General features: G+C 73.3%; 22 protein-coding genes and 1 pseudogene. 14 read left to right on the top strand and 9 right to left on the bottom strand.

Annotated elements, in window-relative coordinates; translation table 11 throughout:
- Genes ABZ621_RS26515 through ABZ621_RS26500 form a run of 4 tightly spaced genes read left to right on the top strand, consistent with a single transcriptional unit; the run spans position 1 to position 2,849 of the window.
- Positions 1 to 408: a roadblock/LC7 domain-containing protein gene (locus tag ABZ621_RS26515; RefSeq protein WP_360608699.1), complete on the top strand. Its 408-nt coding sequence runs from the start codon at positions 1 to 3 to the stop codon at positions 406 to 408.
- Entirely contained in the window at positions 405 to 761 is a 357-nt protein-coding gene (locus tag ABZ621_RS26510; RefSeq protein ID WP_360608697.1) for a DUF742 domain-containing protein, read from the top strand. The genes ABZ621_RS26515 and ABZ621_RS26510 overlap by 4 nt, the downstream gene beginning before the upstream one ends.
- On the top strand, positions 742 to 1,365 hold the full coding sequence (locus ABZ621_RS26505) for an ATP/GTP-binding protein (RefSeq protein WP_360608695.1): 624 nt from the start codon (positions 742 to 744) through the stop codon (positions 1,363 to 1,365). The genes ABZ621_RS26510 and ABZ621_RS26505 overlap by 20 nt, the downstream gene beginning before the upstream one ends.
- Entirely contained in the window at positions 1,362 to 2,849 is a 1,488-nt protein-coding gene (locus ABZ621_RS26500; protein ID WP_360608693.1) for a cytochrome P450, read from the top strand. The genes ABZ621_RS26505 and ABZ621_RS26500 overlap by 4 nt, the downstream gene beginning before the upstream one ends.
- 5 nt (positions 2,850 to 2,854) lie before the next feature.
- Here ABZ621_RS26500 and ABZ621_RS26495 read toward each other — a convergent pair whose 3' ends face one another.
- Positions 2,855 to 3,988, bottom strand: a complete 1,134-nt coding sequence (locus ABZ621_RS26495) for a hypothetical protein (RefSeq protein ID WP_360608691.1) — start codon at positions 3,986 to 3,988, stop codon at positions 2,855 to 2,857.
- A gap of 277 nt (positions 3,989 to 4,265) precedes the next feature.
- Entirely contained in the window at positions 4,266 to 4,913 is a 648-nt protein-coding gene (locus tag ABZ621_RS26490) for an alpha-ketoglutarate-dependent dioxygenase AlkB (RefSeq protein WP_360608689.1), read from the bottom strand.
- 115 nt (positions 4,914 to 5,028) lie between these two features.
- Between ABZ621_RS26490 and ABZ621_RS26485 the strand changes: the two genes are divergently transcribed.
- Positions 5,029 to 5,532 carry an HD domain-containing protein gene (locus tag ABZ621_RS26485; RefSeq protein ID WP_360608687.1) on the top strand — a complete coding sequence of 168 codons (504 nt, stop codon included), beginning with the start codon at positions 5,029 to 5,031 and terminating at the stop codon, positions 5,530 to 5,532.
- Positions 5,533 to 5,622: 90 nt separating this feature from the next.
- Here ABZ621_RS26485 and ABZ621_RS26480 read toward each other — a convergent pair.
- From ABZ621_RS26480 to ABZ621_RS26460, 5 genes and pseudogenes are all read right to left on the bottom strand, one after another.
- A pseudogene (locus tag ABZ621_RS26480) lies at positions 5,623 to 6,262 on the bottom strand (LLM class flavin-dependent oxidoreductase); the annotation flags it as partial.
- A gap of 52 nt (positions 6,263 to 6,314) precedes the next feature.
- Positions 6,315 to 7,058: a class I SAM-dependent methyltransferase gene (locus ABZ621_RS26475; RefSeq protein ID WP_360608685.1), complete on the bottom strand. Its 744-nt coding sequence runs from the start codon at positions 7,056 to 7,058 to the stop codon at positions 6,315 to 6,317.
- A 171-nt stretch (positions 7,059 to 7,229) separates the two neighbouring features.
- Positions 7,230 to 7,904, bottom strand: a complete 675-nt coding sequence (locus tag ABZ621_RS26470; RefSeq protein ID WP_360608975.1) for a DUF1345 domain-containing protein — start codon at positions 7,902 to 7,904, stop codon at positions 7,230 to 7,232.
- Positions 7,905 to 7,984: 80 nt separating this feature from the next.
- Entirely contained in the window at positions 7,985 to 8,344 is a 360-nt protein-coding gene (locus tag ABZ621_RS26465) for a zinc ribbon domain-containing protein YjdM (protein ID WP_360608683.1), read from the bottom strand.
- Between the two features lie 63 nt (positions 8,345 to 8,407).
- On the bottom strand, positions 8,408 to 9,187 hold the full coding sequence (locus tag ABZ621_RS26460; protein ID WP_360608681.1) for an SDR family oxidoreductase: 780 nt from the start codon (positions 9,185 to 9,187) through the stop codon (positions 8,408 to 8,410).
- A gap of 273 nt (positions 9,188 to 9,460) precedes the next feature.
- Here ABZ621_RS26460 and ABZ621_RS26455 point away from each other — a divergent pair, with 273 nt between their 5' ends.
- The 7 genes from ABZ621_RS26455 to ABZ621_RS26425 all read left to right on the top strand — a co-directional run bounded on the left by ABZ621_RS26455 (position 9,461) and on the right by ABZ621_RS26425 (position 15,919).
- Positions 9,461 to 10,993: an ATP-binding protein gene (locus ABZ621_RS26455; protein WP_360608679.1), complete on the top strand. Its 1,533-nt coding sequence runs from the start codon at positions 9,461 to 9,463 to the stop codon at positions 10,991 to 10,993.
- Positions 10,990 to 11,391, top strand: coding sequence for a roadblock/LC7 domain-containing protein (locus ABZ621_RS26450; protein WP_043225763.1), 402 nt, complete (start codon positions 10,990 to 10,992; stop codon positions 11,389 to 11,391). The genes ABZ621_RS26455 and ABZ621_RS26450 overlap by 4 nt, the downstream gene beginning before the upstream one ends.
- Entirely contained in the window at positions 11,388 to 11,744 is a 357-nt protein-coding gene (locus ABZ621_RS26445; protein ID WP_360608676.1) for a DUF742 domain-containing protein, read from the top strand. Before ABZ621_RS26450 ends, ABZ621_RS26445 begins: the two co-directional genes overlap by 4 nt.
- Entirely contained in the window at positions 11,725 to 12,354 is a 630-nt protein-coding gene (locus ABZ621_RS26440; RefSeq protein WP_360608674.1) for an ATP/GTP-binding protein, read from the top strand. Before ABZ621_RS26445 ends, ABZ621_RS26440 begins: the two co-directional genes overlap by 20 nt.
- Complete coding sequence (locus tag ABZ621_RS26435; RefSeq protein ID WP_360608672.1) at positions 12,351 to 13,580, top strand: cytochrome P450; 1,230 nt, start codon at positions 12,351 to 12,353, stop codon at positions 13,578 to 13,580. Before ABZ621_RS26440 ends, ABZ621_RS26435 begins: the two co-directional genes overlap by 4 nt.
- Positions 13,577 to 14,815, top strand: a complete 1,239-nt coding sequence (locus ABZ621_RS26430) for a cytochrome P450 (protein WP_360608670.1) — start codon at positions 13,577 to 13,579, stop codon at positions 14,813 to 14,815. Before ABZ621_RS26435 ends, ABZ621_RS26430 begins: the two co-directional genes overlap by 4 nt.
- A gap of 192 nt (positions 14,816 to 15,007) precedes the next feature.
- Positions 15,008 to 15,919, top strand: coding sequence for an adenosine kinase (locus ABZ621_RS26425; protein WP_360608973.1), 912 nt, complete (start codon positions 15,008 to 15,010; stop codon positions 15,917 to 15,919).
- Here the strand turns inward: ABZ621_RS26425 and ABZ621_RS26420 are convergent.
- Positions 15,912 to 16,583, bottom strand: a complete 672-nt coding sequence (locus tag ABZ621_RS26420; protein WP_360608668.1) for an adenosylcobinamide amidohydrolase — start codon at positions 16,581 to 16,583, stop codon at positions 15,912 to 15,914. The two genes, ABZ621_RS26425 and ABZ621_RS26420, sit on opposite strands and share 8 nt — an antisense overlap.
- A gap of 38 nt (positions 16,584 to 16,621) precedes the next feature.
- Positions 16,622 to 17,899, bottom strand: coding sequence for a threonine/serine exporter family protein (locus tag ABZ621_RS26415; RefSeq protein WP_360608666.1), 1,278 nt, complete (start codon positions 17,897 to 17,899; stop codon positions 16,622 to 16,624).
- Positions 17,900 to 18,053: 154 nt separating this feature from the next.
- Here ABZ621_RS26415 and ABZ621_RS26410 point away from each other — a divergent pair, with 154 nt between their 5' ends.
- Positions 18,054 to 19,520 carry an APC family permease gene (locus tag ABZ621_RS26410; RefSeq protein WP_360608664.1) on the top strand — a complete coding sequence of 489 codons (1,467 nt, stop codon included), beginning with the start codon at positions 18,054 to 18,056 and terminating at the stop codon, positions 19,518 to 19,520.
- Positions 19,517 to 19,957 (top strand): hypothetical protein, encoded by a 441-nt coding sequence (locus tag ABZ621_RS26405; RefSeq protein ID WP_360608662.1) that lies wholly within the window; start codon positions 19,517 to 19,519, stop codon positions 19,955 to 19,957. Before ABZ621_RS26410 ends, ABZ621_RS26405 begins: the two co-directional genes overlap by 4 nt.
- Positions 19,958 to 19,960 lie beyond the last annotated feature (3 nt).

Genomic DNA, 19,960 nt, shown 5'->3' with positions numbered 1-19,960 from the left:
ATGCAGCCACTGCCCAACATCGACTGGATGCTCACCGAGCTCGTGGGCGGCGTTCCGCACGTACGACACGTGGTCGTCCTCTCCGCGGACGGTCTCAGCATCGGCCAGGCCAACACCGCTCCCGACACCGCCGACGCGATCGCCGCCGCCTGCTCCGGCATCCAGAGCCTCGCCCGGGCGATCGCGAAGATGTTCCCGCACGGGAACGGCACCACCCACATGGTCGGGATCGAGGCCGACGGCGGCTACTTCTCCCTGATGGCGGCCGGCCCCGGCGCGTACCTCGCCGTCCTCGCCGACGCGGAGGTCGACGCGGGGCTCCTCGGCGACCGCATGCGGACGCTCGTCACCAGGATCGGCCGGCACATGACCAGTCCGCCGCGTGAAGACGTCCGGCAGGCGATGTGACCTCGGACAATCCGAAGCCCTGGGAGGAGGGCACCCCCGTACCGCTGTACGTCATCACCGGCGGCGAGGGGTCCTCGGCCAAGACCTTCGACCTGGTCACGCTGATCGCGACGAGGGCCGTGCCGGACCCCTCGATGCAGCCCGAACAGGCATCCATCCTCACCATGTGCGAGTACCCGCTGTCGGTGGCCGAGGTGTCGGCCTACCTCAGCCTTCCGTTCAGCGTCGTCACCGTGCTGCTGTCCCAGCTCGTCGACGACCAGCGCGTCGAGGCGATTGCACCCGTCCCCGTCGCGGCCTTCCCCGACCGGGGTCTTCTGGAGGCGGTGATCCATGGACTACGCAGACTCTGACACGCTCAGGGCACCAGGGCGGCGCGAGACCGACCTGTTCCTTCCGCACGGCGCCCGGGGCGTCAAGGTCGTGGTCGTCGGCGGCTTCGGCGTCGGCAAGACCACGATGGTCGGAGCGGTGAGCGACATCCCGCCGCTCACCACCGAGGAACGCATGACGCAGGCCGGTGTCGGGATCGACCACAACCCCGGCGTCACCGGCAAGAACACCACGACGGTCGCGATGGACTTCGGCCGCATCAGCATCAACGAGGAACTGATCCTCTATCTGTTCGGCACCCCCGGGCAGGAGCGCTTCTGGTTCCTGTGGAACGGCATCTTCGAGGGCGCGCTCGGCGCCGTGGTCCTCGTCGACACCCGCAGGATCGAGGTCTGCTTCGAGATCATCACGCGCCTGGAGGACCGCCGCGTCCCCTTCGTGGTGGCCGTCAACACCTTCCCCGAGGCCCCTCAGTACCCGCTACCCGAACTGCGCACGGCCCTGGCCCTCAGCGACTCCGTCCCCCTGGTCACCTGTGACGCCCGCGACCGGGCGTCCTGCCGGGACGCCCTCCTCTCGCTGATGGTCTACCTGTGCACCCTCGCCGCCCAGGAGACCGCATGACCCTCCCCGCCCACGAGCACACGACACCGGCCACGGGGCTCGTCCCGCCGCCCGGCTGCCCGGCCCACGTGGCCACCGGCCCCGGCGGAGCGACCCGGCTCTACGGCCCCGCCGCCGAGACCGACCCCATGGGCCTGTACGAGGAACTGCGCGCCGCCCACGGTCCGGTGGCGCCCGTCCTCCTCGACGGCGACGTCCGCGCCTGGCTCGTCCTCGGCTACAACGAGAACCGCGACGTGGCGACCCGCGCCACCCAGTACTCCCGCGACCCGAGGGTCTGGCACGGCTGGAGCACCGGGGAGATCGACCCCGCCACCTCCCCGCTGATGCCGATGATCGGCTGGCGCCCCGACTGCGTCTGCGCGGACGGCGAGGAGCACCAGCGGCTGCGCAGCGCGGTCACCGCCTCGCTCGACCAGTTCGACCACCGGGGCATCCGGCGCCGCATCAACCGCTTCGCCCACGAGCTGATCGACACCTTCTGCGAGGACGGCGAGGCGGAGCTGGTCGACCGTTTCACCGAGCACCTGCCGATGCTCACCCTCATCCACCTGCTCGGCATGTCCGACGAGGCGGCGCCGAAGCTGGTGCAGGCCGCGCGCGACCTCTTCAAGGCGACCGAGACCTCGCTCGCGAGCAACGCCTTCGTGGTCGCGAGCCTGGAGGAGCTGGTCCGGGAGAAGCGGCGGAGCCCGGGGATGGACATCGCCTCCGCGCTGATGTCGCACCCGGCGGGGCTCACCGACGAGGAGGTCGTGCACCACCTGCGGCTGATCCTGCTGGCGGGCTACGAGACCACCGCCAACCTGATGTCGAACGTGCTGCGCATGGTGGTCACCGATCCGCGGTTCCGCGGCTCGCTGGCCGGCGGTCAGATGACGCTGCCCGAGGCGGTCGAGCAGGTCCTGTGGGACGAGCCGCCGCTGATGGTCTGCCCGTCCCGCTACGCCAACGGGGACACCACGCTCGGCGGTCAGCGGATCATGGCCGGCGACATGCTGCTACTCGGTCTGGCCGCCGGGAACATGGACCAGGTGGTACGCCCCGATCCCGCGGCGCCCGTGCACCACAACCGCGCGCACCTCTCCTTCAGCGCGGGCAGCCACGAGTGCCCCGGGCAGGACGTCGGCCGCATCATCGCCGACACCGGCATCGACATCCTGCTCACCCGGCTGCCCGACATCGCCCTGTCGATCCCGGAGGAGGAGCTGAGCTGGCGCTCGTCCACCTGGGCGCGGCACCTGACGGCGCTTCCGGTCGCCTTCGCGCCGCGGGCTCCGAGGGGCATGCAGTACGAGGAGCCGCTGCCGGCGGCCCCGGCGCCGCACACCGCCGAGGTTCCCGGGCCCGCGACGGCACCCGAGGAGGCGGCCGCGACCCCGACGGCGGCCGAGGCCGGGCCGTCGGGTCCCGGGCCGGCCGCGCGGCCCGGGGCGTCGTCGTCCTGGTGGGACAGGCTGCTGCGGCTGGTGCGACTGCGGTAGTTCCCTCATGGCTCGGCGTCGTGGCCGAGTCCGACGGTGGAGGGGGGTACGGCCGCGTGCCGGCCGGACCCCCTTCCGCACCACTCCCCGGAGGCGGCGGGCAGTCGCTGCTCCGGGACGGCCGGGTCGGCGGGGACGTACCGGGGGGCGCCGGTGTACCAGGCGTGGAGCCCGGAGAGGAAGCTGCACGCCCCGCCGAGCCAGGTGTCGAGGCCCGCCTGTTCCTCGGGCGTCAGCCCGGCCCTGCGGGCGAGCAGCGGCACGTCCTCCTCGCGGAGCTGCTCGAAGTCGCGCATGCGGGAGTTGACGAGGTGGACGGAGGCCGGGACGGCCTCGCGGAGGGGGATCCCCAGGGAGGTGCCGAGGACGACGACGAGGTTGTTCACGTCGTGTTCCTCGTGGACCTCCCGCTCGTAGGAGGCGATGTCGTTCGCCAGTCCCATGACGTCCATGAACGCGGCGACGAGTCCGCGGACGGTCCGGTGGCGTCGGATCCGTTCCGGTATTCGGGCGCCCGTGGCGAGCTCCACCGAGTAGGGCGCGGTGTGGGCGGCGAAGCTCTCGCGGCGGAAGGGGGCGTAGTCGATGAGGTGGGGGACGCGCCCGGTGCGGCTGTTGGCGAGCTCCTCGACGCCCGCGTCGACGTAGCGGGCGAGGGCCCGGCTGAACTCCTGGCGCCAGTGGGCGAGTCGGGGCGGGAAGAGGTGTCCCTGGAGATCGGCGATGCCGCGCTCGACGGCGTTGACGGGCTCGGGGAAGCGGGCGCCCTCCTCGGTGCGGAGGAAGGCGTGGAGCCGCACGGTGAAGTCGTGGGCGCCCTGGAGGTCACTGGTCCGCTTGAAGGAGTGGGCGAAGTAGTCGTCCCAGGCGAGCGCCCAGATGTTGAAGCGGTGGTTGAGCCGGAGGGCTGCGGGCGAGGCGTCGGGCAGGGTCCAGGCGGTGAGCAGGTCCACCGTCATGGCGCGGAACTGGGCCGGGGTCCAGATCGGCCGGCTGTCGGCGCGTCCGTCGCCGGTGTCCAGCATGCCCATCTCGCGGGCCCAGGTCTCGCTCTCGGCCCGCAGGCCCGGCAGGTGCGGGTTGACTCTGAGCGGATGAGGCATCCACAACTCGGGGATTTCGACGGCATGCAGGGGCATGGTCGCTCCACCTCCTTCAGTCCTCGGAATCCGTCTGTATCTTGCCGCTGTCACTGACGGCCGACAATTCCCGCCACGCGACGCTGCAAACCTGCCCGCCCGAACCGGCCCACAACCCCCGGACCGGACGGGTCCGATTCACGGTAACCCTGGCGTCTTGCTGGGCAGTTGTGTTCTCCTGAAGTCTCGGGGCCCGGTACGGAACGCTGCCGCGCGGTCTCCGGCGGCCCTGACGACCATGGCCAGTTCCGGCTTCCCAGGAGTCCCGGGCGCGGGGTCAGTCGACGCCGCGCGGGCGGAACTGGACGCTGATGCGGGGCCCCACGGCCCGGCTGGTCTTCGGCACCGCGTGGTCCCAGGTGCGCTGACAGGAGCCGCCCATCACGACGAGGTCGCCGTGGCCGAGCGGGAGGCGGAGGGCGACGGGACCGCCGCCGCGCGGGCGCAGCGCGAGGTCGCGCGGATCGCCGAGCGAGAGGATGGCGACGATCGTGTCGTGGGCGGCGGAGCGGCCGGTCCGGTCGCCGTGCCAGGCGACGCTGTCCCGCCCGTCCCGGTAGAGGCAGAGCCCGGCGGTGGCGAACCCCTCGCCGAGCTCGGCGGCGTAGTGCGCGCCGAGGGCGTCGCGGGCCTCGGTCAGCGCGGGGTGCGGAAGGGGCTCGCCCTCGCGGTAGTGCGCGAGGAGGCGCGGTACGGCGACGACGTCGTCGTACATCCTCCGGTGCTCGGCCCGCCACGGCACCCGCCGCGCCAGCTCCTCGAACAGCGTGTCGGCCCCCTGGAACCATCCGGGCAGGTGGTCCACCCAGGCGCCGCCGGCCAGCGGCGTCCGCCGCAGCCCGTCCAGGGCCCCGGGTCCGGGCTCGTCCCCCTGGTCGAACAGGGAGCCCTGGAGGCCGGGGAGGTCCGGTGGTGCGCTGGTCATGGATCCAGGATAACCATGAAACCGAACAGATGAGCGATTCCGGGATGGGTGAGAAGCAGGGATGGGCCGGGTAGGTCGGGGAGGTGCCGGGCGAAGGGCCGGGGATGATGGGGGCATGATGACGCTCGCCGAGGTGGACGCGCTGGCCGACCGCGCGCATGCCGGACAGGTCGACAAGATCGGCGTCCCCTACGTGGCACACGTACGGGCCGTCGCCGCCGGGCTCGCGCCGCTCGGGACCGAGCTGGCCATGGCGGGGCTGCTCCACGACGTCGTCGAGGACACGGAGTGGACGGCGGAGGAGCTCCGGGCGGCCGGGGTGCCCGAGCGGGTCGTCCGGGTCGTCCTGGCGGTCACCAACGAACCCGGCTGCCCGTACGAGGAGAAGATCCGGCGCGTCGCCCGGGACCCCGACGCCACCCTGGTGAAGATCGCGGACAACGCCCACAACAGCCGCGCGGACCGGGCGGCGGCGCTCGCGCCGGAGCAGCGCGCTCGGCTCGCCGCCAAGTACCGGGCGGCGCGGCGGGTCCTGTGGGCCGCTGCGGACCCGGAGCGGGTCGCGACGATCCTGCGGATCGTCAACCCCGACCTGCTGCCCGAGCTGACGGGGCCGTAGGGCCCGCCGGCGTTCAGAGGGCCGGCGGGCCGGCCTCGGCGCGCCGGAGCACGGGGGCGAGCCGGTCCAGGTCGGGGCCGCCCTGGACCGGCGCCGGAGCACGGGGGCGAGCCGGTCCAGGTCGGGGCCGCCCTGGACCATCCGCTCGTCCCACCAGGTGGCGCCGGCGTCCCTCAGCGGCCCGACGACGTCACGGGCCCCGGCCGGGTCCGCGGGCGTGGCCCCGCCGAGCACGAACTCGAACGGGCCCTCCGCTCCGGCCTCCGCCCGCCGCGCGCGGACGTGGCCGACCAGCTCGCGCACCTCGGCCGCGTCCGGGACGTGGCCGTGCCGGGCGGTCTCGAAGAGGGGCACGGCCCCGTCCCAGCGGGCGGCGCGGCGCATCGGGGCGCGGCGCGGCCAGAAGCCGCCGATCCAGACCGGCGGCGAAGACGACGCGGCCGCCGCTCAGCCGGTCCAGGGTCGCCACCTGGCGGGCGAGCCGCTCCGGCCGGTAGCGGGGCACCGGGGTGAGGAGGCAGCCCAGGCGGATCCGCGAGGTCGCGAGCGCGGCCGCCGTCAGCAGCATCCAGGGGTCGCCGAAGGGGCGCCCCTGGTGCCGCCGGTGCAGGACGTGGTCCCAGACGAAGAGTCCGTCCCAGCCCGCCTGCTCGGCGGCCACCGCGACGGTCGCGACGTTGCGGGGGTCCGCGAAGTCGCCGAAGTTCGGGATGTTGAGGGAGTGGCGCATCCGGGCAGGATCGTGCGGCCCGGAGGCGCGGGGCAACGGATTTCGGGGCCGGTCAGGCGCGGCAGCGCAGGAGTTCCAGCGGCGGGTGGGCGAGGAGGTCGGCCCAGAAGTCCTCGTCGTAGGCCTCGTACCCCTCGGCGGAGATCGTCATCGGCACCCACTCCACCTCGGTGAAACCGGCCTTGGCCAGGGCGTCCTCGTAGACCTCGCGGCGCGGGGCGGAGCCCACGATGGTGATGGGGTGCGGGTCGAGGAGGGCGGTGACGCGGACGCGCGGGCCCGTCTCGATCTCCTCGCCGGTCGGTTCGCAGCGGAAGCCGTACGTCTCCAGGGAGGCGCAGTCGAAGGCGTAGTCGGGCTTCTGCGCGAAGACGTAGAGCCGGCCGCCGGGGACGAGGCCGCGGTGGATGTTGGCGCACATCCGCTCCAGCTCGGCGACGGACCCGGCGTAGTTGAGGCACTGCACGGCGAGCGCGAGGTCGAACGGTGCGGCCGGCGCGGCCAGTTCGGCGACGTCGCCGACCTCGTAGCGCAGGCCGAGGGGGTCGCGGGCCTCGATGGAGCGGGCGGCGGCGATCATCTCGGAGGAGATGTCGACGCCGAGGACGTCGGAGGCGCCGCGCCGCTTGAGTTCACGGCTGTAGAAGCCCGTGCCGCAGGCGAGGTCGAGGACGGACTTCCCGGTGACGTCCCCGACCAGTTCCAGGACGCTGGGCACCTCTCCGTAGCGGGTGATGGGCAGGGCCTTGAAGCCCTCGAACGCCTCGCCGATCCCGTCGTACTGCTGCACCGTCATCGTGCTTCCCCCTCGTGGCCGTCGGGTGGTGGTTCCGTCGGGCACCGAGTCTGCGCCGCCCGCGCCCGCCCGCCGTACTGTCGGATGCCACGAGATGCCGGGCGGCGCACGCTCGTATCCCCCAAGGAAACGTCCTGATCAGGGAGTTGATCGCCGGAGGACGGGGCGGGGTCAGCCGGCGTCGAGCGCGCCGACGAGGCTCGCCACGGTCACGGTGTTGAAGACGAAGGCGACGATCGCGTTCGCCGAGACGGTCCTGCGCATCTCGCGGGAGGTCACGTCCACGTCGGTGGTGCCGAAGGTGGTCATGACGGAGAGGGCGAAGTAGACGTAGTCGGCCCAGAGCGCGGGGCCGTCGCCGGGGAAGTCGAGCGCCCGCTCGTCCTCCACGAGGTTGTCGGCGTGGAAGGAGACCGCGAAGGCGGTGAGGACGCAGACCCAGGCGGTGACGACGAGCGCCAGCGCCATGACGACGCGGACGCCCGTGGGGAGGTGGGTGCCGAGGTGGCCGGGGCGCCAGACCACCGCGACCAGCAGGGCGGCCGCGGCGATGGAGAGGGAGACGCCGGGGCCGGGGGCGCTGCCGAGCACGTACCGCTGGAGCACCGTGCCGCGCTCCTCGCGGCGCCCGGCCCAGGCGCGGATGGCCTCGGGGGTGGCGGTGGAGAAGGCGGTGAGGGTGACGGCCAGGTAGGTGGACAGGTACGAGAAGAGGACGATCACGCCGACGTCGGCGGTGGAGAGGCGCTCCGTGTCGTCGAGGATTAGGAGCAACAGGACCGTGACGCAGCCCGCCACGATCCAGCTCACCGTCGAACGGGGGCGCTCGGGGAGCCAGGAATGCACCAGGGGCACGACGGGACCCTCTCGTCGCGGCGACGAACGACAGGGCCCCAAGGTACGACATGTCGGGTGCGGAACGCGGGTCAGGCCTTCTTGACCACGCTCGACTTGAGCTGCATGGGGCCGAAGCCGTCCACCTTGCAGTCGATGTCGTGGCCGTCGACGCCGTCCACGAGCCGGATGTTGCGGACCTTGGTGCCGGCCTTGATGCCGGTGGGGCTGCCCTTGACCTTGAGCGTCTTGACGACGGTGACGGTGTCGCCGTCGGCGAGCACGTTGCCCACGGCGTCCTTGATCACCTTGGGGCCGCCGGCCTCGGCCTCGGCGGCGGCCTCACCGCCCGCGGGCCACTCGTGGCCGCATTCGGGGCAGACGTACAGCGCACCCATCTCGTAGGTGTAGACGCCGGAGCATTCGGGGCACGGGGGCAGGTTCTCGTTCACTCCTCGATCCTACTGAGCGTTGTGACCAATTGCGAAAATTCGCAATCCGGGGGTCGCGCGCCTTCAGCTCCGGAGGTACGAGGCTCCGTTGAGGTCCAGGATCGTGCCGGAGGCCCATTCGGCGGCGGGCGAGGCGAGCCAGAGGACCGCGGCCGCGATCTCGGCCGGGTCGGCGACCCGGCCGAAGGGGCTCTGGGCTCGGATCGCGTCGCCCTCGGCGCCGGTGAGGCGGGACGCGACCCGCTCGGTGGCGAAGAAGCCGGGGGCGACCGAGGCGACGCCGATGCCGTGCGGGCCGAGGGAGACGGCGAGGGACTGGCCGAGGGCGTGCACGGCGGCCTTGGTCGCGCCGTAGGCGGGGTGGTCGGGCTCGCCCCGGAAGGCCCCCCGGGAGCCGATGTTGACGATCCGGCCCGCCGCCCCCCGGTCGATCAGCCGGCGGGCGACGAGGTGGCTCAGGTTGGCCGTGGCGAGCAGGTTCACGGAGACGTGCCGCTGCCAGAGGGCCGCCCACTCCTCGTAGGGGGTCTCCGCGAGGGGGTGCGGGAGGTTGACGGCGGCGTTGTTCACGAGGACGTCGATGCCGCCGCCGGCCCCGCCGAGGACCTCCGCCGCCTCGTCGACGACCCGGGCCGCGTCCCCGGGGTCCGCGAGGTCGCCGCCGATCAGGACGTGTCCGCTCCCCTCCAGGGAGGCGAGGGTGGCGCGGGCCTCGTCGGCGCGGGTGCCGTAGTGGACGGCGACCCGGTCGCCGTTGGCCGCGAACGCCCGGGCGACGGCACGGCCGAGACCTCGGGAGGCGCCGCTGACGAGGACGCCGCGGCCGGTTTCGGAGAGCTGCACGGGGGACCTTCCACCTGGGGACGTACCGAACGGTCCGTCATTCTGCCGCGACGGGAGGGGTGATGGGTGCGAGGAGGGGCGCGGGGAGCGGCGCGGGGAGTCCGACGGGCGGACACGAACGGACCCGACGCGGAATCAGCGACTCCCATTTGGAAGGTTTTGTGTCACTCCGGATACCGATCCAGTCAAGTTGAGTTTCGAACCGATCAACAACGCCTCTATAGTGCGGTCGTTCCGAACGTCCCCTGTGCTTGCCTCTCGAGAGTCCGGTTGATGTCGGCGTCGCCCACCCCGTTCCGCCCTGCCCTGATCACCTCGCTGCTGACCCTCGCCGCGGGCGGTGCGCTCACCGCCGCCGCGACGAGCGCCGCACCGACCGAAGTCCGGTCCTCGCTGGCCTGGTTCGCGGCCTGCGGCGTGCTGCTGCTCGCCGCCGCCACCTTCGCCGTCACCTGGTACGCGCGCACCGCCCGCGGACTCGCGAAGCAGACCGAACGGCTGACCGCGCAGGTCGCCTCCCAGGACACCTACGCCGCCCAGCGCCAGGCCGCCGCCGAACGCGAGGCCGCGGCCCTGAAGGAGCGTCACGAGGCTCAGGCCGCGGCGGAGACGGCCGCCCACACGGCCCGTGCCGACGAGCTCGTGCGCACCCAGCGCGCCGAGGCCGAGCGGCTCGCCGCCCGCCACGCGGCCGCGGTCGCCGGTCTCGAGCAGCGGCTGCGCCGCGCCGAGTCCGCCCGCTCCGCCGCCCTCGCCGCCGCCGCCAACGCGGCCGGCCGCATGCAGGCGCTGGCCACGAGCATGATGGCCGACCTGCGCGAGATGGAGCACCGGCACGCCGACGAGGACGTCCTCGCCGACCTCCTCCACCTCGACCACCGCACCGCGCAGGCGGGCCGGCTCGCCGACTCCGTCGCCGTGCTCACCGGCGCCCGCTCCGGCCGCCGCTGGGCCCGGCCCATCGTCATGGAGTCGATCCTGCGCGGAGCCATGGGCCGCATCGCCGGGTACCAGCGGGTCCGGCTGCACTCCAAGTGCGAGGCGGCCGTCGCCGGCCACGCCGCCGAGGGCGTCATGCACGCGCTCGCCGAGCTCCTCGACAACGCCGCGAACTTCTCCCCGCCGAGCGCCGAGGTCCACGTCTACGTGGAGGAGGTCCCAGCCGGTGTCGTCATCACCGTCGAGGACAGCGGCCTGACCATGAGCGACGTCCAGCTGCGGCGCGCCGAGGCCGCCGTCGACGCGAGCACCCAGGACCTGGCCGGCCTCTCCGGCACCCGTCTCGGCCTCCACGTCGTCGGCCGGCTGGCCCGCAAGCACAACCTGTCGGTCTCCTTCCGGCCCTCCGCCCGCGGCGGCACCGGCGTCGTCCTGATGATCCCCCAGGAGATCGTCAGCCGCGGCGCCGAGACGGCGGCGCAGCCCGCCAAGGCCGCCTCGCCGCTCCCCCTGCCCGCCCCCCGCACCGCCCCCGACGCCACGCCGGCCGCCGCCCCGGAGGCCGACCCCGAGACCCCGGCCGTCGGCGACGGCGACGGGACCCTGCTGCCGCGCCGCCGGCGCGGCCGGACCCTCGCCGCCCACCAGGAGAAGGCCCCGGCCGAGCCGCCCCGCCCGGCCGCGCCCCGCACCGGCGAGGCGTCCCGTGCCTCGGCCCGCTTCGGCGGCTTCCAGAGCGCCCTGCGCGGCACCGAGCCGAAGCCGGGCGGCACCCCCGCCCCGGGCCCCGCCGCGGCGGCCGGCCCCTCGGCGGAACAGACGACGCCGTCCTCGAACGACCCCCATTCGGAAGGCAATCCGCGATGACCGGCACGACCACCGACGACAAGCTCAGCTGGCTCCTGGAGGGTCTGCTCGAACGGACCCCGGGCACCCGGCACGCCCTGGTGCTCTCCCGGGACGGCCTGAAGCTCTGCCGCACCTCCGGGCTCTCCGTCGACCAGGCCGACCAGCTCTCCGCCATCGCCGCGGGCATCCAGAGCCTGTCCCACGGCGCGTCCGTGGAGTTCGGCGACGGCACCGGCGGGGTCCGCTCCGCGATGGCCGAGTTCTACGGCGGGATCCTCTTCATCGTCGAGGCCGGGGAGGGCGCCCACCTCGCGCTCGTCGCCGACGAGGACGCCGACGCCGGGCTCGTGGGGCACAACATGACCGAACTGGTCGAGCAGCTGGGCGAGCACCTCGTCGCGAGGCCGCGGGGATGAGCCGCGCCAGGCCGGGTCGCGACGACTCCCCCGACCGGCTCTACACCCTGACCGGCGGCCGCAGCAGCTCCGGGTCCACCGCCTTCGACGTGGTCACGCTCGTGGTCGCGGAGAGCGATCCGGTGCCCGGCATGCAGTCCGAGCACGCCGCCATCCTGCGGATGTGCCGCTTCCCCACCGCCGTGGTGGAGGTGGCCGCCGGGCTCGGGCTGCCCGTGTCGATCACCAGGATCCTCCTGGCCGATCTGCACGACACCGGCCGGATCAGCGCGCGGCACCCGCGCCCCGCCTCGTACCGCCTTCCCGATCACGACATCCTGGAGCAGGTGCTCGTTGGACTCCGCAATCTCTGAGCAGCAACCGGCCCTGAGCAGCACCGCCGACAACGGCCTGAAGATCGTCGTCGTCGGCGGCTTCGGAGTCGGCAAGACGACCCTGGTCCGCTCGGTCAGCGAGATCCGTCCGCTGAACACCGAGGAGACCATGTCGCAGGCGGGCGAGGACATCGACGACACCGTCGGCGTCGCCGCCAAGACGGCCACGACGGTCGCCTTCGACTTCGGCCGGATCTCGCTCGACGCGCACAACGTGCTGTACCTGTTCGGCGCGCCCGGGCAGGAGCGGTTCTGGTTCCTGTGGGACCGGCTCTTCTCCGGGACGCTCGGGGCGGTCGTCCTGGTCGACACCCGGCGGATCTCGGACTCCTGGTACGCCGTGGACCGCCTGGAGCACCACGGCACCCCGTTCGTCGTCGCCTGCAACGACTTCGGCGGGCCCGCGCACACCGCCGCCGAGATCCGCGACGCCCTCGACCTCTCCGACGAGGTCCCGCTGGTCTTCTGCGACGCCCGGTCCCGGGAGTCCAGCAAGCAGGTCCTCATCGCGCTCGTCGAACACCTGAAGCACGTCGTCGCCGCCGACCCCGAGCGCGGTCGGCGGCCCGTCCCGGAGCCCGCCCCGTGAACCCTGCCGAGCCCGCGCCGGTCCCGCTGAGCGGTCCGCGCTTCCACACCGACCCGGTCGAGCTGTACCGGCGCATCCGGCGGGACCACGGGGCGGTCGCCCCGGTCGTCCTCGACGGCGACGTGCCCGCCTGGCTTGTCCTCGGCTACCGAGAGCTGCACCAGGTCACCAGCGACCCGGTGCTCTTCTCGCGCGACTCCGACCTGTGGAACCAGTGGGACGCGATCCCCGCCGACTGGCCGCTGCTGCCGATGATCGGCCGCAAGCAGCCGTCGATCCTCTACACGGTGGGCGAGCGCCACCGCGAGCGGGCCGGGATGATCTCCTCCGCCCTCGAATCCGTCGACCCCTTCGAACTGCGGCGGCGCGCCGAGCGGTTCGCCGACGAGCTCATCGACGGGCTGTGCGGCAAGGGCGAGTGCGACATCATCGCCGAGTACGCCATGCTGCTGCCGGTCCGGGTGCTCGCCAGCATCTACGGCTTCGCCGACGAGCAGGGCCCGGGGCTCGTGACCGCCATGAACGACATGATCAACGGCGGTCCCGGCGCGCTGGCCGGGCAGCGGCACCTCGCCGAGTCGATGGTGGCGCTGCTCGCCGCCAAGGCGGAGACGCCCGGGGACGACGTCGCCTCGCGGATGCTCGGCAACACCGCCGGGTTCACCGCCGAGGAGGTCGCCCAGGACCTCATGGTGATGATGGCCGCCGGCCACCAGCCGACCGCCGACTGGATCGGGAACTCGCTGCGCCTGATGCTGACCGACGACCGCTTCGCCGCCTCGCTCTCCGGCGGCCGGCACAGCGTCGGCGAGGCGATGAACGAGGTGCTGTGGGAGGACACGCCCACACAGAACGTCGCCGGCCGCTGGGCCTCGCGCGACACCCACCTCGGCGGCCGCCAGATCGGCCGCGGCGACCTGGTGCTGCTCGGGCTCGCCGCCGCCAACGCCGACCCGCACGTCCGGGCCGACGCCGGCGCCCTCACCGGCGGCAACAACGCGCACCTCTCCTTCGGCCACGGCGAGCACCGCTGCCCGTTCCCCGCGCAGGAGGTCGCCGAGACCGTCGCCAGGACCGGCATCGAGGTGCTGCTCGACCGGCTGCCGGACGTCGACCTCGCCGTCGCCGAGACCTCCCTGACCCGTCGCCCCTCCCCCTGGCTGCGCGGCCTCTCCGCGCTGCCGGTGACGTACACCCCGACCCCCGCCCTTGGAGGGACCGCATGACCTGCCCCATCGACCACACCGCGGGCGGCGAGCCCGTCGTCCTCGACCCGTTCGTCACGGACCTCGACGGCGAGGGCGCCCGCCTCCGCGAGGCCGGTCCGCTGGCCCGCGTGGTCCTGCCCGGCGGCGTGTCCTGCTACGCCGTCACCCGGCACGCCGAGGCCCGGGCGCTCCTCACCGACGCCCGGCTCGTCAAGGACATCGAGCAGTGGGGGGCCTGGCAGCGCGGCGAGATACCGCTCGACTGGCCGCTGATCGGCCTCGCCAACCCGGGCAGGTCGATGCTGACGGTCGACGGCGAGGAGCACCGCCGGCTGCGCACGCTGGTCGCCCAGGCGCTCACCGCGCGCCGGGTGGAGCGGCTGCGCGCCGGCATCGAGACTCTGACGACGGGGCTGCTCGACCGGCTGGCGGAGCGCCCGGCGGGCGGGACGGTGGACCTGAAGGCCGAGTTCGCCTACCCGCTGCCGATGAACGTGGTCGGCGAGCTGATGGGCGTGGACGCGGCGGACCACCCGCGGATGAAGGCGCTGTTCGAGAAGTTCTTCTCGACGCAGACGCCCCCGGAGGAGGTGCCGCAGATGATGGCGGACCTCGGGGCGCTCTTCGCCGGGATCGTGGCGGGCAAGAAGGAGTCGCCCGGCGACGACCTGACGAGCGCGCTGATCGAGGCCTCGGAGGACGGCGACCGGCTCTCGACGGAGGAGATCACCAACACCCTCCAGCTGATGGTGGCCGCCGGTCACGAGACGACCATCAGCCTCATCGTGAACGCCGTGGTCGCCCTGGAGACCCACCCGGAGCAGCGCGCCCTGGTGCTCAAGGGCGAGGTGCCGTGGGAGAACGTGATCGAGGAGGCCCTGCGCTGGTCGACGCCCACCTCGCACGTCCTCATCCGCTTCGCGAGCGAGGACATCCAGGTCGGCGACCGGATCCTGCCGAAGGGCGAGGGCCTGATCGTGTCGCACGGCGCGATCGGCCGGGACGAGCTCCAGCACGGTCCGACGGCGGGCGACTTCGACGTCACCCGCGAGTCGGTCCGGCACATCGCCTTCGGCCACGGCCCGCACGTCTGCCCGGGCGCGGCGCTGTCCCGCCTGGAGGCCTCGGTGGCGCTCCCGGCGCTGTACGCCCGCTTCCCCGAGCTGCGGCTCGCCGTGCCGCGCGAGGAGCTGAGGAACAAGCCGGTCGTCACCCAGAACGACCTCTTCGAGCTGCCGGTCGTCCTCGCCTGACGCCCGAACGCCCGTGCCGCGGTGGCCCGTTCCCCTCGGGGAGCGGGCCACCGCGCGTTTCCCCCTCTCCTCGCTGCAAGTTTCCGCAAGATCTTGCGGAGCCGGTGGCGGGGCTGGTTGACTCGCCCGGAATCCACGCGCGGGACCTGGGATCCACGAACGATGAGGGGAAGCATGAACGAGAGGGGAAGCATGAGCCACGCGTACGACGTCCTCGTCCTGGGAGGGGCGGGTGTCGACACCATCGTGTACGTCCCCGAGCTCCCGCTCCCGTACGCGGACAGCTACATGATCCGCCCCGGAATCGAGGCCCGGGCGGGCCAGACCGGTGACTTCGTGGCGCTCGGCGTCAGCTCCCTGGGGCTGCGCACCCACCACATCGACCTGCTCGGCGACGACCACGCCGGCGACCTGGTCCGCGCCTTCCACCGCGACCGCGGCATCGAGTTCACGGAGGTCCCGCAGCCCGCCGGCACCCGGCGCGCCGTCAACCTCGTGAGCCCCGACGGCCGCCGGCTCTCCCTCTACGACGACAGCCGCACCCGGGAGTCGGACCGCCTCCCGGAGGACCTGGTCCGCAAGCTCGCCGCGGCCAGCCGGCACGCCCACGTCTCGATCACGTACCCCTGCGCCTTCACCCTGCCGCTGCTGCGGGAGGCGGGGATCGGCGTCTCGACGGACCTGCACAACTGGGACGGCGAGAACCCGTACCACGAGACGCTCGCGTACGGCGCCGACGTCGTCTTCGTCTCGGCGACGGCGCTGGCCGACCCGGTGGCGACCCTGCGGCGGATCCTGGAGCGCGGCCGGGCCGAGGTGGCCGTGGCCACGGCCGGCGCGGAGGGCTCGTACCTGCTGACGCGGGCGGGCGGCGAGCCGCTGCACGTCCCCGCGGTGGCGCCGCGCGGCCCGGTCGTCGACTCCAACGGCGCGGGCGACGCCTACGCGGCCGGCTTCCTCTTCGGCCGGCTCACCGGCGAACCTCCGGAGCGCTGCGCCCTGTACGGGGCGGTGGCCGGCGCCCACGCCTGCACGGTCCCCGCCACCGCGAGCGACGCGATCGACCGGGCGACGCTGCTCGCCGAGGTCGCCGCGCTCAGCTGAGGGCGGGCAGCGCGGCGCCGACGGCCGTGTGGACGGCCCGGGCGAGCCGCGCGCCCCAGAGCGAGCGGGGTCCCGCGAAGGGTTCGGCGGGGCCGCCGGGCCGGGGCGCGCGGGCGAGGACGCAGACCGCGTCGGTCGGGGTCCCCGAGCAGTCGTGACCGGCGTCGAGCAGCGCCTGCACCTTCGCCTCGGTGGCGGTCGCCACCGCGTTGACGAGGGCGGCGTCGGTGAGCGGCGCGGGCACGGTGACGACGATGTTGACGGTGCCGGGGGCCTGGGGTCCGGGGACCCCCGCTCCGGGGGCCGCCGCCCAGCCGCGCACCTCTATGCCGGCGGTGGCGACGGCGTCGACGCCGCCGTCGGCCGCGGTCCCGCGCCGGGTGACCTCGGCGGCGGTCATCAGGCCGACGCCGGGCCCCCGGAGTCCGGCGCGGCGGGCGAGCGCGGCGAGGTGCGCCTCGGGGTCGGTGCGGGTGTAGCCGTGGGCGACCTGGACGTTCATCACCCAGGCCCGTTCCCCGATGCCGCCGCCGAGGACCGCGCTGCTGACGGCCCGCCAGCCGGGTCCGTGGCGCCAGAGCAGGGCGCCGAGCCGCTGCCCGTCCTCATCCCGTTCGAGCAGCTCCGGAAGGGCCGCACGGTTCGGTTCCACCACGACGGTCACTGCACGCGCTCCTCGCTCACCCGGACGTCCCGGTGATCCTACGGGCCCGGTTCCGGCCCGCTCTTCCGCTCGGGCACGAGGGTGGCGCCGAGGACCAGTCCCACCGCGATGGCGGTGACGACCAGGACGAGCTCCAGGAGGTCCGAGAAGCCGTCCACCACGTGCCCGCCGGCCAGCGTCGTCAGCCCGCGCATGCCGAGCGAGCCGACCGTGAGGGTGAAGAAGCCCGGCAGGACGAGGAGGAGCCGGGGCGCCCGCTCCGGGCCCCGGGAGGCCAGCGTCGCCACCGCCGCGAGCACCACCGCCGCGACGAAGGTGCCGCCGGTCTCGCCGATCAGCTTGGTGGCCGCCGACTGGACCGCGACCGTCAGGTAGACCAGGGCGAGGAGGGGCCAGAAGAAGCGGCGCGGGATCGCGAAGGCGAGCAGGGTGCCGACGGTGAAGACGGTCCAGGAGGCGAAGAGCAGCCAGCGGGGCAGGTCGGTCGTCGCGGCCGTGTCGAAGAGCGCGGTGGTGGAGGTGCCGGTGACGTACGCCCCGAGCAGGACGCCGACGCAGAGCTGGACCAGCAGGAAGACCGCGTACACCAGCCGGACGGCGCCGGTGGTGATCAGCCCCGCGCCGAGCTCGGCGGCGGCCGCGCTGAGGTAGTCGCCGGGCACGAAGAAGAACAGCGCGGGCAGCATCAGCAGGACGGGCCCGCCGTGCGCCGGATCGCCGGCGAACAGCCCGAGCGTCACGACCGACACGGCGAGCGAGGCGACCAGCGGCAGCACCCTGGCGAGCCGCGGGACACGGTCGGAGGCCACCGCGAGGACCGCGGCGAGCGTCGCCAGGACGGCGGTGGTGCCGAGCTCGTACCAGGTGGGCTGCATCAGCGGGGCGAAACCCAGCGAGAAGAGCACGATCCCGACCAGCTTCAGCCACCAGGGGTACGGCGCCGGCGCCGCCTCGATCCGGGCCAGCCGGGCGTCCGCCTCCGCCGGCCCCGCGCGTCCGGCGACCACGTCGGCCACCAGCGGCTTCACCGCCGCGATCCGGTCCAGGCGGGCCACCTCGGGGGCGGCGTGCACGATGACGGTCCTGGCCCGCCCGTCCGGGGCGGTGACGGTCAGCGTGGCGGTGTCCATGACGAGGAGGACGGACACCTCGGCGCCGAGCGCCCGGCCGGCCGCCGTGACCTCACGCGCGATCAGCTCGGAGCCCTCGCCTGAGGTCCGCAGCAGCAGCCGGGTGAGCCGGGTCAGGAACCCGGCGACCCGGTCGAACCCGGCGTCGCCGTCCGCCGCCTGCGGATCGCCCACGGGTCGCGCCACGTCCGCCTCCTCGGTCAAGGGTGACGAGCGATCAGCATCTCCCGGCGAGCGCCGCCCGGCATCCGGCGTCACCCGAACGGCGCTCCCGCGCTGCGCGGCCCGCCCGCGGGGCGCAGCCTGGGGCGGATCACGCCGATTCCCCAGGGAGGGGCCCATGGCTTCGATGGACGTCCCGGCCGATCTGCCGAAATCCCGTGCCGAGGCACGCCCGACCGCGCCGCCCACCATCACCTGGGTGACCCTGGCGCTGATGACGACCGCGTCGGTGGCCAGCCTGCGCGCCGCGCCGACGATGGCCGTGTACGGCCTCGCCTGCGTCTTCCTCTACCTGGTGCCCGCGATCGTCTTCCTGCTGCCGACGGCCCTGGTCTCGGCCGAGCTGGCCTCGGGCTGGTCCGGCGGTGTCTACCGGTGGGTGGCCGAGGGGCTGTCGAAGCCGCTCGGCTTCCTCGCCGTGTGGTGCCAGTTCGCGATGACGATCTTCTACTATCCGAGCCTGCTGGCCTTCGTGGCCTCGACGATCGCGTTCGTCATCGATCCCTCGCTCGCGTCGAACGGCGTGTACACGGCGATCGTCATCATGGTCCTGTACTGGACCGGCGTGTGGGTCTCCTCGCGCGGCACGAAGGCGCTCGCCGGGCTCTCCAGCTGGGGCCTGATCATCGGCACGCTGGTGCCCGGCACCATCCTCGTCGTGCTCGGCATGGTCTTCCTCGGCCAGGGCAACCCCTCGGCGGCGCCGATGGACGCCGACCACCTGCTCCCCCAGTGGACCGGCCTGGCCAGCCTCGTGCTGATCGTCAACAACTTCCTGTCGTACTCGGGCATGGAGATGAACGCGGTGCACGTCTCCTCGCTGAAGAACCCGGCGAAGGAGTACCCGAAGTCGATGTTCCTGGCGATGGGCCTGGTGCTGCTGATCTTCATCCTCCCGGCCCTCGCGATCAGCTGGGTCGTCCCGGCGGACCAGCTCAGCCTCACCGCCGGCGTCATGCAGGCCTTCGACGCCTTCTTCTCGTACTTCGACGTCGGCTGGATGACCCCGATCGCGGCCGTCATGCTGATCTCCGCCTCCCTCGGCGGCATGCTGACCTGGCTGGCCGGCCCCTCCAAGGGCCTCCTGGAGATCTCCCGCAGCGAGGGCTACCTGCCGCCGTTCCTGCAGAAGCTCAACAAGTTCGGCATCCAGCAGAACATCCTCGTCACCCAGGGCGTCGTCACCTCGGTCATCGCCCTCGGCTACGCGCTGATCCCGAACGTCTCCAGCGTCTACTGGATCTTCTCGACCATCACCACGCAGGTCTACCTCATCGTCTACCTGCTGATGTTCGTCGCGGCGATGCGGCTGCGGAAGCTCCGGCCGGACCATCCGCGCGGCTACCGGGCGCCCGCCCTCGGGCTGATCTGCTCGGTCGGCCTGCTGGCCTCGCTCGCGGCGATGTTCATCGGCTTCGTCCCGCCCTCGCAGTTCGGCAGCGGCAGCGTCTGGTCGTACATCCTCATCGTGGGCGGCGGCCTGGTGATCCTCGGACTGCTCATCCCCTGGGCCTTCCTGAAGCTGCGCAAGCCGAGCTGGCGGACGGCCGAGGCCGCCGCCACCGACGAGGGAGACACCGCATGAGCCCGACCCGCTTCGCCTCCGAGCACAAGGTGATCTACTGGGGCGCCATCGTGGTCCTGGTCGGCCTGCTGATCGCCGGTCTCATCCGGTACAGCAGTTTCAAGCGGACCGCCGAGACCTCGCAGAAGGCCGAACAGCTCAGCGAGGAGCTGGTGAAGGCGGGCTACCCCGCCCCCGACCAGGAGACCGCCGAGCGGCTGCTCGGCACCGACGGCGGCCCGGTCTGCGAGGACCCCGGCAACGCCCTGAAGACGGCGCTGTACCGGCTCCAACAGCTCACCACCGGGGCCCCCGGCCCCGGCAACCGCCCGGTCATCGCCGACTCCAAGGCCGTCGAGGTCGAGCGGATCGTCCTCCAGGTGTACTGCCCCGACGAGGTGGACGAGTTCGACGAGGCCGTCGAGGACCTCAAGACCGACGACACCGTCAGGCGCTGACGG

Source organism: Streptomyces sp. NPDC007863, assembly GCF_040633895.1.
Taxonomy (GTDB): domain Bacteria; phylum Actinomycetota; class Actinomycetes; order Streptomycetales; family Streptomycetaceae; genus Streptomyces.
Note: the sequence above shows the minus strand (reverse complement) of the source record. Positions and strands in the feature narration are given on the sequence as shown.